Below are 13695 nucleotides of genomic sequence, written 5' to 3'. Positions count from 1 at the left end.
ATGAAATAGGACTTGAGTTTTTTTATGGCTTGATAAATGACAGCGCGCATCTTCTCAGGAATCTTGAATGGCCCCAAACCAGTTTTCTTCCGGTGACGTCATTGCCGACCGCCGGGCGGACTATGCCCGCATGTTGGCGGAGGGCGGTGATTATCCCGCCGCCGCCGAACTCATGGAACAGGCGCTGGAACTAGCGCCACGGTGGACGGCGGGCTGGTTTCGCTTCGGGGAATATCACGAAAAGGCGGGGGAAACGGACAAGGCCGTGGCGGCTTACGAAAAGGTCGCCGAGATGGATGAGGAAGGCCTGTTTGCAGCCGAACTGAAGCTTGCGGTTCTCGGCGCCGCAGAAACACCGGAACAGCCGCCGAGCCGTTATGTGGAAGGGCTGTTCGACGATTATGCCGATCGTTTCGAAACTTCGCTGGTCGAAAAGCTCGATTACAGCGTGCCGCAGAAACTGGCGGAACTGATCGAGAAGGCGGCGGATGGCCGGGTATTCGACACTGTCGTCGACATCGGCTGCGGCACGGGACTCCTCGGCGTTGAAATCAGAGCCTTCGCAAAGCGGCTGGAAGGTTTCGATATTTCACAGAACATGCTTGCCAAGGCGGAGGAAAAAGATCTCTACGATCACCTCGGCCAGGCCGATCTTTCCCTCGAAGCGGAAACTTCGGGGCTCTTCACCACGACCCTGGCGCCGAAGCGCGCCAATCTCGTCGCCGCCGCCGATGTAATGATGTATCTCGGCAGTCTCGAAACCGTCATGCCCCTCGTTTCCGCCCTGTTGGCGCCCTCCGGCTTCTTTGCCTTTTCGGTTGAGGATGCGGCAGGGGAGGATGGTTTCGTTCTGCGGGAATCCCTTCGTTACGCCCATTCGAAAACCTATGTCAGCGGTCTTCTGGAACGGGCGGGTTTTGATCTCATGGAAATTCGCAAGACCACCATTCGCAAGGATGCCGGAAAACCCCTTTCCGGCATTCTTTTTCTTGCCCGGGCCAAGGTCTGAACATCTCATTTCTTTCCATTTTCTCGATAGGTCAGCCTTCCTTACGTATCCATCTTGATCGGGTTCGTTTTGCAGTGCAAAATATGAAAGAAACCGAGGGCAAAGCTTGAGAACGAGAAGCGTTTACGGCATGTGGAGTTCCGATCCGGCCAGACACGCGCCGGTGGAAGACGTGCAGGGCATCGTCACCGGCGCCATTGTCTCGGCGCTCGGCTTTTATCTGCTGAACAAGGTCGGCCTTTTGACGGGCGGGACCGCCGGTGTCGCCTTTCTCCTGCATTATGCCTTCGGCATCAGCTTCGGGCTGCTGTTCTTCCTCGTCAATCTGCCATTCTATTACCTGTCCTTCCGTCGGCTCGGCCTCGCCTTTTCCTTCAAGACATTCATCGCCATCGGCCTTGTTTCGGTGCTGACGGAAGTGGAAGCGCGCTGGATGGTGATCGACAGCATCAATCCGCTGTGGGCGGCGCTGCTCGGCGGTCTGCTGCTGGGTTACGGATTGCTGGCGCTTTATCGCCACCGCGCCAGCCTTGGCGGCATCGGCATTCTGGCCATCTATATTCAGGATCGCTTTGGCATCCGCGCCGGCCTGATCCAGCTCGCCTTCGATGCCTTCGTCATGCTCTGTGCTTTCCTCGTCATCGATCCGGTCACGGTTGTCTATTCGATCGTCGGCGCCTTTGTCCTCAACATGTTTCTGGCCATCAATCACCGTTCGGACAGATATATCGTCGTGCGCTGAGCGAGGGTGGTTGAAATCTCCCGCACTTCAGCGCAATAGCTCGGCAGGGCTTGGTATTCAGGGGACAAGGCATGGACGATACGAGCGCGCGAAGGCGTCTTAATCTTTGGGCCTCCGCGCCGGATCGTCATTCGCTGCTGGAAGATGCGCAGGGCGTTCTTGCGGGCAGCATGCTGGTATCGCTCGGCGTCACGCTGTTTTCCGCAGCCGGTCTTTTGACGGGTGGCACGGTTGGTCTGGCGTTCCTCGTGCATTACGGTACCGACCTCAGCTTTGGTACGGTCTTCTTCATCGTCAATCTGCCGTTTTATTATCTCGCCTTCCGCCGCCTCGGCCTCGCCTTCACGGTCAAGACCTTCTGCGCCATCGCTTTGACAGCGCTGCTGTCGGAATATATGCCCGGCTTTTTCGCCTTTCAGAGCATCAATCCGGTTGCCGCAGCACTTTTCGGCGGATTGACGGTTGCGGCGGGCATGCTGGCGCTGTTTCGTCATCGCACCAGCCTCGGCGGTTTCGGCATTCTGGCGCTTTATCTGCAGGATCGTTTCGGCTGGCGCGCCGGCCTCGTGCAGCTCGCCTTTGACGGCATGGTGCTGGCCTGCTCATTCTTCGTTGCCACACCTTTTGTCATTATCTGCTCCGTTCTCGGAGCACTGGTTATGAACCTCACGCTTGCTATCAATCACAGGAACGACCGCTACATTGCCATGTAGCGGCCGCCGGTCGCGGGTTTGCGAGGTCAGGCCGCCTTCGCAGCCGCATCAACCGGATGCTGCGAGCGGAAACCGACGGCAATACGGTTCCAGGTGTTGATGGCGCCGATGGCCACCGTAATCTTCACGATTTCCTCATCGGAGAAATGTGCTTTCAGCGTTTCGAAGGCATCGTCCGGAGCTCCGGTCTCAGCAATCTTCGTCACCGCATCCACCCAGCCGAGCAATGCGCGTTCCTGCTGTGTATAAACGGGAGATTCCCGCCACACGCTCATCAGGTTGATCCATTGTTCGGAAAGCCCGTCATGGCGGCTTTCCTTTACATGCATATCCACGCAGAAGGCGCAGCCATTGATGATCGAGGCACGCAGCTTGATGAGGTGAACGAAACGGCGTTCAAGTCCGCTGCCCTGAACGTAATTTTCAAGCGCCATGACGGCCTTGAAGGCTTCGGGGGATGCTTTGGCATAGTTGATACGGGTTTTCATGGGTCTCTCCGTTGGTTGGGTCAGTTTGAAGTCATGCGTCATCAGTCCGGAAAGCGACGAAGCCCTCCAGCGTAGATCGGTTTTTCTTCGGAGCCTGTTTTCCAGTCTCAGCGCGCTGCTGTCTTGCGCTCGTTCAACTCCAGGAAGGCACAGCCACGCGCAGCAATCCCACCATCGTCAGTGGCGGCAAGATCGCCCAGAATATCGGCAATGGTGGTTTTGGCGAGTTCCGCCCTATAGACCTTCTCCGCCTTCAACATCGCTGCATTGATACCACAGGGCTTGGTGAAATACCGGCCCGGCAATGGGTTTGGACCGCGTTGCCGGATTTCCGCGCAACGGAAAGCCGGCTGCGGCCCTTCAACGGCCAGAACGATGTCCAGCAGGGTGATCTTGTCAGTCGGTCGCGCCAGACGATAGCCGCCCTTCGGCCCCGGCACCGTGGCAACTATTCCGGCGCTGGACAATGATTGCAGGTGCTTCAGAAGATAGCTGGTGGAAACGCCGTGGAATTCCGCGAGCGCGGCTGCGGACAGCACGCCGCCTTCGGAAAGTCCCGCCAGCATTCCCACGCTGTGAATGGCCTGTTCAACGCCGTCCCCGAGTTTCATCGGTCTTTTCCATGTCTTGTTGCTGCGCTATCATGGATATTATTTATCCATGATTCTGTTTTCCTGTCAAGCGGCCCTGTTCCGCCCTTCTTTTTCTCAGGTTTTTCACTACGTTAAAGGCGTGAAACACACCGAGTCCCCCATTTCCGGCATAGATGTCGGCACCTTGCCCCTTTCATTCCAGAAATGGTTTGTCGAAAAAGGGTGGTCTCCGCGCGCCCATCAGCTGGAGCTTATGGCGCGGGCACGGGGCGGCGAGAACATGTTGCTGATCGCGCCCACCGGTGCTGGCAAGACGTTGGGCGGCTTCATGGCCTCGCTCACCGACCTGGCAGAGCGGGGCAAGATACCGCCTGGCTCCGGCTTTGTCGGCGTGCACACCCTCTACATCTCACCGCTGAAGGCGCTTGCAGTCGATATCGAGCGTAATCTCACCAAGCCCGTTTCCGAAATGGGTCTGCCGATTGTCATCGAAACCCGCACCGGCGATACGCCCCAGGCGAAACGCCAGCGCCAGAAGGTGCGCCCACCGGATATCCTGCTGACCACACCGGAACAGGTCTCGCTGCTGCTCGCCAACAAGGAGGCCGAGCGCTTTTTCCGTGACCTGAAATATGTGGTGCTGGATGAGCTGCATTCGCTCGTCACCTCCAAACGCGGCCATCTGCTGTCGCTGGCGCTCGCCCGCGTGCGCCGGCATGCGCCCGATGTCCGTTTCATCGGCCTTTCGGCCACGGTGGCGGAGCCGATGGATTTGCGCCGTTATCTTGCACCGCAGGGGCAGGGGAAGCCGCCCGCCGGTTTGATAACCGTCGAAGGCGGTGCAAAGCCGGATATTTCCATCTTGCACACGGAAGAACGCATCCCATGGTCCGGCCATTCGGCACGTTATGCCGGAAAGGACTTATACGAAGCGTTGAAGCAGCATCAGACGACGCTGGTGTTTGTCAACACACGCTCGCAGGCGGAAAGGGTCTTTCAGGAGCTCTGGACGATCAATGACGACAATTTGCCGATCGCACTGCATCACGGCTCGCTGGATGCCGGGCAGCGCCGCAGGGTGGAAGCGGCCATGGCGGAAAACAGGTTACGTGCCGTCGTTGCCACCTCCACCCTCGATCTCGGCATAGACTGGGGTGACGTTGACCTTGTCGTGCATGTCGGCGCGCCGAAGGGCGCTAGCCGCCTCGCTCAGCGTATCGGCCGTGCCAACCACCGCATGGATGAGCCGTCAAAGGCGATCCTCGTTCCCGCCAACCGCTTCGAGGTGATGGAATGCCGGGCAGCGCTGGATGCCAACTATATCGGCGCGCAGGATACGCCGCCGATCGCCGAAGGCGCGCTTGATGTTCTCGCCCAGCACGTACTCGGCATGGCCTGTGCCGAGCCTTTCGATGCGGATGAACTTTATCGCGAAGTCACCAGCGCCTCGCCCTATGCCGACCTGCCGCGTGCCACCTTCGATCGGGTGGTGGATTTTACTGCCACCGGCGGCTACGCGCTGCGCACCTATGAACGTTATGCCCGCATCCGCCAGATGAAGGACGGTCGCTGGCGCGTGTCCAATCCGGCGGTAGCGCAGCAATATCGCCTCAACCTCGGCACCATCGTCGAGGCGGCGGAACTCAATGTCCGCATGGTCAAGCGCAATGCCAAGGGCACGGTCGGTCGCGGTGGCATGTCGCTCGGCAAGGTCGAGGAATATTTCCTAGAGCAGCTGGTGCAGGGCGATACCTTTCTCTTTGCCGGCAAGGTGCTGCGGTTCGAGGGCATCAGGGAGAATGAATGCCTGGTTTCACAGGCCTTTTCCATGGATCCGAAGATACCCTCCTATGCCGGTGGCAAATTTCCGCTTTCCACCTACCTGGCAGATCAAGTGCGCTCCATGCTGGCAGACCCGACACGGTGGCATGCCCTGCCGGATCAGGTTCGCGACTGGCTGGCAATCCAGAAGGAGAAGTCGATCATTCCCAAGCGCGACGAGCTATTGGTGGAGACCTTCCCTTTCCGCAAGCGCTTCTTCATGGTCATGTATCCCTTCGAGGGACGGCTGGCGCATCAGACACTGGGCATGCTTCTGACGCGGCGGCTGGAGCGGGCCGGGGCAAAACCGATGGGTTTCGTCGCCACCGATTATTCGCTGGCCATCTGGGCCATGGAGGATATCGGCATGCGGCTGAAATCCCGCCGCCTGTCGCTGGCCGACCTTCTCGATGAGGACATGCTTGGCGACGATCTGGAAGCATGGCTTGACGAATCCTTCATGCTGAAACGCACCTTCCGCAATTGCGCAGTCATTTCCGGGCTGATCGAACGCCGCCATCCCGGCAAGGAAAAGACCGGCCGGCAGGTCACGGTGTCCGCCGATCTTATTTATGACGTTCTTCGTAGCCATGAGCCGGATCATATCCTGCTGGAAGCGACGCGACGCGATGCCGCAGCAGGACTTTTGGATATTGGCCGCCTTGGCGATATGCTGAAGCGAATCAAGGGACACACCACGCATCGCGCGCTGGAGCACGTTTCGCCCCTCGCCGTTCCGGTCATGCTGGAAATCGGCCGGGAGACGGTGGCGGGCGAAGCGATGGACGATGTGCTGGCGGAAGCTGCCGATGAGCTGATCGCCGAGGCCATGTCCTGAAATATGCCCATGTGCTGAAGTATGCATTGAAGGAACAACGACAAAAGTGCTGAGCCGGCTGACATTGAGCGACAGGTTTTCCAACGGCTTCGAATGCCTGGGCAGCGAGACCGCCATCAACGGCGTTTCCGCCTGGTGCGACCCTTTGGGTGGGCTCTACCTGCCCGACCTGTCGCTGCTCGTCGTTTCCGACCTGCATCTGGAAAAGGGTGCGGCTTTTGCAAGGCGTGGACGCATGCTGCCGCCCTACGACACCATCGCCACCCTCAAGATACTGTCTTCCCTCGTCAGCCGCTACGATCCGAAGATCGTCGTCAGCCTCGGCGACAATTTTCATGATCGCGTTGGCTCCCAGCACCTGCCGCTGCCGTTGCGCGAACTCATCCGCGAGATGGCCCGCGGTCGCGAATGGATATGGATCAACGGCAACCACGACCCCGATGGCACGGTCGATCTGCCGGGTTCTTCGGTGGATGAGATGTTTTACGGCAATCTCGTTTTCCGCCACGAGCCTAAGCCGGGCGATGCGGCCGGTGAAATCGCCGGTCATCTGCATCCCTCCGCCACTGTGCGACGCCGCGAGAAGACAGTGCGGCGGCCCTGTTTCGCCACCGATGGTTCGCGTCTGTTGATGCCGGCATTCGGGGTCTTGAGCGGCGGGCTGGATTTGCGCCACAAGGCAATGCGCGGCCTGTTCGATCATGCCGCTCTCGTCGCGCATCTGATGGGGAGAGATCGCATCTACTCGGTGCGGTTTTCCAGTCTGCTCGGCTGAGATTTTAGCGCAGCCTATTGGCGGTAGACCAATACCGGTATCTTCGAATTCTTCAGCACCTTGGCGGTCACACTGCCGAGCAGCATCTCGACGAAACTCCTGCGCCGGTGCGAGGCCATGGCGATGAGGTCGCAGCCGGTCTTGTCGGCTATTTCAATGATCGCCTCGTCCGGCCGCCCCGCCCGCGCCAGCAGGGCCTCGCAATCCAGCCCCATGGCGGTGGCATGCGCCTGCGTATCGCGAAGCAGATGCTCCGCCTCTTCGCAACGGTGGAATTCCTCTTCGGCAATGGCGGCAATGTCCTCGACATCGCTGGCAATCACATGAAAGGGTTCCGATACCGTCACCACGGTCACCTTTGCGCCTGCCTCCTTGGCGAGAGCGAACCCTTGGTCGATTGCGATCTGCGCCAGCGGCGAGCCATCGGTGGGAATGAGAATGTGCTTGAACATGACATTTCTCCTTTTCATCCCCGTTACAACCGCACTTGCCGCCATCAGCTTCGTGCGTTTGTAACGCCTTGAATTTTACAGCAAACCCCGGAAGGAAGCGAATGCTATCTTTGCCCGTGCGGGTGGCAGACGCTCTCTTTTGCGCGATTGAAAACGCTCAGTCCTTGCGGAAGATGATGCTGGCGCCCCAGCCGGTGACGACGGCGAGCAGAACGCAAAGCGCGCCGTAAGCAAGCGGCGTCTGATGCGCAGCATCGGTGATCGCCTGTTCCATGCCGGTCTTGACGACGCGCAGTTTTAATTCGCGCTGGGCGATGAATTTGCCGCTCTTGAAGAGATAGGCGCGTGCCGTGTGCACCCCGTTTGGGACGTTGGCGGGCAGGCGCAAGGTCGCCCAAAACAGGCCCGTGCGTTCCAGCCGCACCCCTGTCGTGTCATTGCGGTAGATGCCGCTCGAAAGCTTGAGCCGACGATAGGCCTCCTGAAAATCGAAGACATTGTCGGGCACGCCCGAAAAGACAGCGCTTTTGAGCGATAGATGGTCGACGCCGAGCCCCATGGCGCGCAGCGTTCCGGGGGAGGCGACATCGCTGATATTGCGGGTGCTGGCCATGGAGTAGGATTCCGGCAGCGGCGTGAAGGTGATGGCGCTGGTATTTATCCAGATGCCTGCCACACGCTCCTTCTTGCGCACGGTCATGTAGTCGCTCGGTCCCTCCAGCGTCACCACGATGTCATATTGCCCGATGGCCAGCAGCAGCTGGTCGGTATTGTTGAGCGCCCCGAAGAGCGTGAAATCCGCCCCGCGAAAATCCGAGGCTATCGGAATTTCCGTCGTCGAAGCGCCGATTTCGATGTTTTCCTGCAGGGGGCGCTGCTGCGGACCCGGCGGCAGCGCAAGCGGCGGCGTCTGGGCGGAAGCAGTTTGCCCGAAGGCAAGACAGGAGAGCAGGGCAAGGGCGGCAAGCAACAAATAGCGGGTCAATAACCTAACCCCCCGACGGCGACCGAAAACAGATCTTCCGGCCGCACCACCAGCGACACCGCAAGGCGAAGGGCGACGGCGAGGACAAGAAGCGCCAGCAGCGCACGCAGCTGTTCGCCGCGCAGTTTCTGGCCGACGCGTACACCATATTGCGCGCCGATGACGCCAGCCACCATCAGGATGAAGGCCAGCACCACATCGACGGAGTAGTTGGTCGCTGCCTGTACGACGGTCGTGTATGCGGTGACGAAAATGATCTGGAACAGTGAGGTGCCAACAACCACACTGGTGGGAATGCGTAATAGATAGATCATCGCCGGCACCATGATGAAACCACCGCCCACACCCATGATAGAGGTGAGTATGCCGATGCCGAAACCGAGCGTGACGACTGGAATGATGCTGAGATAGATCTTCGATTTCTTGAACCGCATTTTCAGCGGCAGGCGGTGTACCCAGTTGTGGTGTCCCGGCCGGCGCAGCGTCACCGTCTCGTTGCGGGCGGCGCGGCGAAGTGCCGAAATGCTTTCCTTCAGCATCAACCCGCCTACGGTGCCGAGCAGGATGACGTAGAGCAGCGAAACGATGAGATCGAGCTGGCCGATGCTGCGCAGGAAGGAGAATATCCACACGCCGACCGTCGCCCCCAGAAGGCCACCGACGAGCAGAACGCTGCCGAGCTTGACGTCGAGGGTTCCACGCCGGAAATGGGTGATCGAGCCTGAAACGGAGGAGGCGACCACCTGGTTCGCACCGGTCGCCACGGCCACGACTGGCGGAATATTGTAGAAAATCAGCAGCGGGGTGATCAGAAAGCCACCGCCCACACCGAACATGCCGGACAAAAAACCGACGGCCGCGCCCATGCCGAGAATGATGAAAATATTCACCGACAGTTCTGCGATCGGCAGATAGACAGTCACGGCTCGGACCTCGGGCAAATGGTTCCGGGCGGCATGGCTTGTCCGGTGAGGGGGCCTTGCCGCGATTTATACTTTCTGTCTGAAAAGACCGGGCATGCCCAGCCTTCATCCGTCATGCCCGCGAGGGCCTAACCTGTCAACATTCAACGGTAAATACGTTGATAATTTGGAAAGATAGAGGTCTGGCGAAGGCAGCCGCCCACATTCCTGTCAGGCGTTGCAAAAAAGCGGCCGGGGGCCGCTTTTTGGGTTTCAGAACCATTATTTATTGCGGGCGAGAAGCGCTGTCACCAGTTCGTTGGTAATGCGCCCGTCCGGGGTCTGGCCCACGGATTTCTGAAAGTCCTTGATGGCCGTCACGGTGTTCTTGCCGAGCTTGCCGTCCGGCTGCCCGGCATCGAAGCCGTTCTTGTTGAGGATCGCCTGAATGTTGCGGATCGCCTTTTCCATGTCCACGGAGGCGGTTTTCACGCCTTCCTTGCCAGCCCACTCTTCCGGCGGGTTGACGCTGTTGGCATCTTCCGAAAGCGGCTTGACCTTCCACGCCTCCACCTTGGCCTTGGCGCTCTGGAGCTGCTGCGGGTTCAAGGCCCCCGCCACTTCGTCGCGCTTCTGGGCGGCATCGGCATCGCCATCCTTGGCGGCAATGGCGAACCACTTGTAAGATTCCTCGATGTCCTGCTTAACCCCGCTGCCGCGGGCATAAAGAATGGCGAGGTTGAACTGGCTGTCGCGGACGCCGAGTTCGGAGGCCTTGATGAACCACTGCGCGGCGGCAGCAAAATCCGGCTGGCCAGCCGCGTCGGAAGCGAGCAGGACGGCGAGATTGTGCATGGCCCCCGCATTGCCCTGTTCGGCGGCCAGCGTGTAATAGCGCTTCGCTTCCGGAAGGTTGCGTTCGACGCCGTTCGCCTTCTCGTAGAGATTGGCGAGACGATATTGCGCGGGCGCAAGACCGCGATCGGCAGCCAGTTTGTACCACTTCGCGGCTTCGGCACGGTCGGCGGCAACGCCGCGACCGTCGGTGTAGCGGGCTGCGATTTCGAAAAGCGCCTGCGTGTCGCCCTTGGCGGCGGCTTCAGCAAGTGATGCGGGCTCTATCCCGGCGGGAACGACGATGGCGCCGTCGGCGGGAGCGGCCGTGACGACGGCCTCAGCCGGTTTCGGCGGTTCCGCCTGCGCGACGGTGCCGGATTTTGCGGGATCCACGGCGGGAACATCGGCGACCGGCGGCTCCTCGGGTAGCGGCGCACCGCCAATGGTCCGGTGGTCAATGGTATTCTGTGCCGGAGCGGAGTTCTCGATGCTGTCGGCCGGGGCTGCCTGCTCGGATCCGATCGCGAGGTCAGACGGTATGGTGACGGCCTTGTCGCCGGTTTCGGGAAGGGCGGAAACCGGTGCATTGTCCATCTTCTGTTCAATCACCGGCGCCGGGGCTTCCGTGCCGCTGATCAGTGTCTTGACGAGGGGCATGGCCATCATCGCCAGAAGGATCGCGCCGATACCGAGCAGCAGCGGCCGGCGATAACGCGAAAGAGCCGAAGTTTCGGTCTTTCTTTTCTTTTTGCCGGTTTCAAGCTTTTCCGGCGCTGTTTCCATCGCGGCGGCCTGCGCGGCACGGCGGGCGGCGGCGATAAAGTCCGTCCGTCCTTCCGCGTCCACGGCCTTGCCGGTGGCGGCCATCTGGCTGGCGCGCACGCGTTCCAGGATTTTCTTGATATCAGGCGCGCCCGAACCGGGCTCCAGGAGTTCGTTCTCCTGACCGGCTGGCAGAACGTCGATCGGATCAAGCGACGGGGCAGGCTCAACCTGGGTGCGGGCGGAAGAGGCCGATACGGGTTCTTCCTTGGTCTTTGCGGGCTTCGCCGTGCTTGTTTTGAAGCGCTTCGTCAGCCCGGCGAGCAGGCTCGTTTTCTCTGCTTTTGCGGGCTTGACGGCAGCGGGCGGCACGATGGCGGTCGCGTCGTTGTCGCTGACATCCTCGAGAATGGCCTGCTCTTCGGCTATATAGCCCTCTTCCGGGAATATGGCGGCCGGCATCGCGACGTCGTCGCGGCCTGCGGCAACAGCCTGCTGTGCAACGTGACGGGTGGGCTCTTCGCGGTAGGGCGTTCCGTTGTCGAGATTATCCAGGCGGCCGGCAATCTGCACCAGCGTTTCGTGCAGTGCTTCGAAGGTGCGGTGCGTGCGCTCTTCGGTGTTGCGGCTCAGCGCTTCAAGGTTGCGCAAATCGGCCGCAAGGTCGGTCAGCATCGACATGTCGGCGATGTTCGCGCCGGCCGAGAGGTTGTTGCGGGTATAGGCGTCGAGAACGGCCTCGGCTGCCTGCCGGGCCGCTTCGATGATATATTCGTCGTTCGAAGCCATATAGTCTTCGATCGCCGCCATGCGCGCATCGAGTTCAGCCGACATGCCTGCGGCCTGCATCTGCACCGGCTGGCTGATCAGCGTCGAGAGATGGGCGATCTGGTTTTCAAGGCTCGCCAGCGCATGGCTGTCAGCGGGGGCGGCATGGGCGGTCTCATCCAGTCGCGCGGCGATAGTGCCAAGCCGCTCTTCCAGGCGCGAAAAGGCGCTTTCACTGAGGCCCGATGCCAGCTGCGGCTGGCTATAGCGATAATCGAGCTCCTCGATCTGCCGAGAGAGCGTGTCGAGCCGTTCGGCCAGACCCTCATTGACGGTGCCGTGGTCGAGCGCATCGATCTTGCGGGAAATGTCGCTGAGGAAAGACGTCAGCTCCGCCTGCTGCGAGGGGCGCTGCGACCGTTCCAGAAGCAGTGAAAGCTGGTCCAGTCTCTCATGCAGTTGCGCTGCATCGCGCGCGGTGCTCAGCTCATCGATCTTGCCGGCCAGCGCTTCAAGGCGCGCAGTAAGATCAACGGAGGGTTCCGGTTTTGCGGCGGCGAGGCGGTTGATATCACCGAGCTGTTCGGCGAGGCCGTTCAGGCGGTTTTCCAGTCGCTGGGCGAGCGCATTGTCGGTTGCCTGCGCATTGGCGCGTGTGCCGGTCGCCGCAATGGCGCGGCTGATTTCGTCCAGCCGCTGATCGAGACCGGAAAACTGTTCGCTGAAGACCGCTTCATTCGGCTGCATGTGCTTGCCGAGTTGCTCGACCGCGCTGGCGATCGCGATCAGCTTCTCCTCGAGCACGCGAACGGCCGGATTGTTGCTCATGCCGCCGAGTTGCGTCTTGATGTCATCGAGACGATAAGCGAGCGAGACGATTTCATCCTGAAGGGCGCCGGCATCGAAACCGCGCAGCGTGTCTTCCACATTGTTCCAGCGGCTTTCGATCCGATGGACGCTGTCTTCGCGCGCCAGCTGGTCAATGGTGAGGCGCAGGTCCTCGAATTCGTTGCGCAGCGCATAGACATCCGGAGATGCCAGATTGCCGAGCTGGTCGATGCTTCCGGCAAGCCGTGCGATGTCATCGCGCAGATCGCCGATGAATTGCTGGTCTTCCGCCGCGGCGCGGATATTGCGGATTTCCGCGCGCAGTCCCTGCGCCTCCCGCGCAACGCCCTCGGCAATATCGTGCTTCAATTCGTGGCGAAGGTTGACGAGTGCCTGCGCGATTTCCTGCAGGGCCGCGTCATTGCGTGGCTCCTGATAGGGCGGGATGGCGCGTGCGCGCGGTGCGGCCTGAGGAGCCGGCTGGGGCTCCCTCTGCCGATATTCCGGCGCGAGCGGCCGTGTGATCGTGCGTTCCGCGCGGGCGGCAGGTTCCTGCGGTCGCTGGAAGCTGGTCTCCAGCAGACGCTGGCGCTGGCGTATTTCGTTGACGGGATCAAGTTGCGGTGGCGTCACGCTTGTGCGTGGCTCGCGTGGTGCGGCATAGGTTTCGCTCTTCGTTTCCGGCGGGGCGCCAGCGGCCCGCTGGTCGCGCGGAAACTTCTGGCTCATCAACCCTTCGATGCGGGCTTCAAGGCCTTCAATGGTGCGATTGAGAGCATCAAGAGACGACCTGTCGCTTGGCTGTTGGGTTTTCGATCGCAATCCGTTCATCTTTTCGCTCGCTTCGCTTCCGCCCGCCGTGCCCGGTTATCTGTCGCGACGTTGCCTGTTTGGACACGCCGTCGCCGCAACATGCAGCAATTCTAGAGCCGGTATTTGCCCCCGTGGAGGAAAATGCGCCGATGAACGAAGCAGTTACCTCCATCGGGAGAATTCACGAAACGTGGTAAAGAAGTGGTTAACCAAGGTCGGAATTTTTTAACTTTTGCGGTGCAGGCCGAGCTCCGCGGTGGTGCGGAGGCCAATTACGCAAAAAGGGATAGCGATAACCCCATGGAATTTATTTGACGTTTACGCGCACGTCAAATATTGTCACTCGATATCTGCCGGATTATCTCCGGC

At 60.3% G+C, this 13695-nt stretch carries 11 protein-coding genes; 5 read left to right on the top strand and 6 right to left on the bottom strand.

What is annotated here, in order from left to right:
- Positions 1–67: 67 nt before the first annotated feature.
- The 3 genes from DOU54_RS21000 (at position 68) to DOU54_RS20990 (ending at position 2464) form a co-directional block, all read left to right on the top strand.
- Complete coding sequence (locus DOU54_RS21000; RefSeq protein WP_022555586.1) at positions 68–1009, top strand: class I SAM-dependent methyltransferase; 942 nt, start codon at positions 68–70, stop codon at positions 1007–1009.
- 130 nt (positions 1010–1139) lie between these two features.
- Positions 1140–1751, top strand: a complete 612-nt coding sequence (locus DOU54_RS20995) for a YitT family protein (RefSeq protein ID WP_006698960.1) — start codon at positions 1140–1142, stop codon at positions 1749–1751.
- 71 nt (positions 1752–1822) lie between these two features.
- Positions 1823–2464 carry a YitT family protein gene (locus DOU54_RS20990; protein ID WP_112555903.1) on the top strand — a complete coding sequence of 214 codons (642 nt, stop codon included), beginning with the start codon at positions 1823–1825 and terminating at the stop codon, positions 2462–2464.
- 26 nt (positions 2465–2490) lie between these two features.
- Here DOU54_RS20990 and DOU54_RS20985 read toward each other — a convergent pair whose 3' ends face one another.
- Positions 2491–2952: a carboxymuconolactone decarboxylase family protein gene (locus DOU54_RS20985; protein WP_006698962.1), complete on the bottom strand. Its 462-nt coding sequence runs from the start codon at positions 2950–2952 to the stop codon at positions 2491–2493.
- A 107-nt stretch (positions 2953–3059) separates the two neighbouring features.
- Entirely contained in the window at positions 3060–3563 is a 504-nt protein-coding gene (locus DOU54_RS20980) for an RrF2 family transcriptional regulator (RefSeq protein ID WP_004439813.1), read from the bottom strand.
- Between the two features lie 49 nt (positions 3564–3612).
- On the opposite strand from DOU54_RS20980, the gene DOU54_RS20975 reads away from it, so the two are divergent.
- Positions 3613–6204: a ligase-associated DNA damage response DEXH box helicase gene (locus DOU54_RS20975; RefSeq protein WP_286079950.1), complete on the top strand. Its 2592-nt coding sequence runs from the start codon at positions 3613–3615 to the stop codon at positions 6202–6204.
- A gap of 46 nt (positions 6205–6250) precedes the next feature.
- Positions 6251–6979 (top strand): ligase-associated DNA damage response endonuclease PdeM, encoded by a 729-nt coding sequence (pdeM, locus tag DOU54_RS20970; RefSeq protein WP_004439820.1) that lies wholly within the window; start codon positions 6251–6253, stop codon positions 6977–6979.
- Positions 6980–6993: 14 nt separating this feature from the next.
- Here the strand turns inward: pdeM and DOU54_RS20965 are convergent, their stop codons facing one another.
- The 4 genes from DOU54_RS20965 to podJ form a co-directional block, all read right to left on the bottom strand.
- The gene (locus DOU54_RS20965; protein ID WP_006697645.1) at positions 6994–7431 is read right to left on the bottom strand and encodes a universal stress protein; all 438 of its coding nucleotides are present in this window, start codon (positions 7429–7431) and stop codon (positions 6994–6996) included.
- Positions 7432–7588: 157 nt separating this feature from the next.
- On the bottom strand, positions 7589–8416 hold the full coding sequence (locus DOU54_RS20960; RefSeq protein ID WP_035206762.1) for a TIGR02186 family protein: 828 nt from the start codon (positions 8414–8416) through the stop codon (positions 7589–7591).
- Positions 8413–9339 (bottom strand): sulfite exporter TauE/SafE family protein, encoded by a 927-nt coding sequence (locus DOU54_RS20955; protein WP_004439829.1) that lies wholly within the window; start codon positions 9337–9339, stop codon positions 8413–8415. The genes DOU54_RS20960 and DOU54_RS20955 overlap by 4 nt, the downstream gene beginning before the upstream one ends.
- Positions 9340–9600: 261 nt before the next feature.
- Positions 9601–13344 carry a cell division protein PodJ gene (gene podJ, locus DOU54_RS20950; protein ID WP_113380919.1) on the bottom strand — a complete coding sequence of 1248 codons (3744 nt, stop codon included), beginning with the start codon at positions 13342–13344 and terminating at the stop codon, positions 9601–9603.
- Positions 13345–13695: the final 351 nt, after the last annotated feature.

The sequence above is a fragment of the Agrobacterium sp. MS2 genome (assembly GCF_003261015.1).
Classification (GTDB): domain Bacteria; phylum Pseudomonadota; class Alphaproteobacteria; order Rhizobiales; family Rhizobiaceae; genus Agrobacterium; species Agrobacterium pusense.
Note: the sequence above shows the minus strand (reverse complement) of the source record. Positions and strands in the feature narration are given on the sequence as shown.

Excerpts from the sequence above, each read along its gene's own strand:
- DOU54_RS21000 (WP_022555586.1), top strand. The coding sequence starts at position 68 with ATGGCCCCAAACCAGTTTTCTTCCGGTGACGTCATTGCCGACCGCCGG.
- DOU54_RS20995 (WP_006698960.1), top strand. The coding sequence starts at position 1,140 with ATGTGGAGTTCCGATCCGGCCAGACACGCGCCGGTGGAAGACGTGCAG.
- DOU54_RS20990 (WP_112555903.1), top strand. The coding sequence starts at position 1,823 with ATGGACGATACGAGCGCGCGAAGGCGTCTTAATCTTTGGGCCTCCGCG.
- DOU54_RS20985 (WP_006698962.1), bottom strand. The coding sequence starts at position 2,952 with ATGAAAACCCGTATCAACTATGCCAAAGCATCCCCCGAAGCCTTCAAG.
- DOU54_RS20980 (WP_004439813.1), bottom strand. The coding sequence starts at position 3,563 with ATGAAACTCGGGGACGGCGTTGAACAGGCCATTCACAGCGTGGGAATG.
- DOU54_RS20975 (WP_286079950.1), top strand. The coding sequence starts at position 3,613 with ATGATTCTGTTTTCCTGTCAAGCGGCCCTGTTCCGCCCTTCTTTTTCT.
- DOU54_RS20965 (WP_006697645.1), bottom strand. The coding sequence starts at position 7,431 with ATGTTCAAGCACATTCTCATTCCCACCGATGGCTCGCCGCTGGCGCAG.
- podJ (WP_113380919.1), bottom strand. The coding sequence starts at position 13,344 with ATGAACGGATTGCGATCGAAAACCCAACAGCCAAGCGACAGGTCGTCT.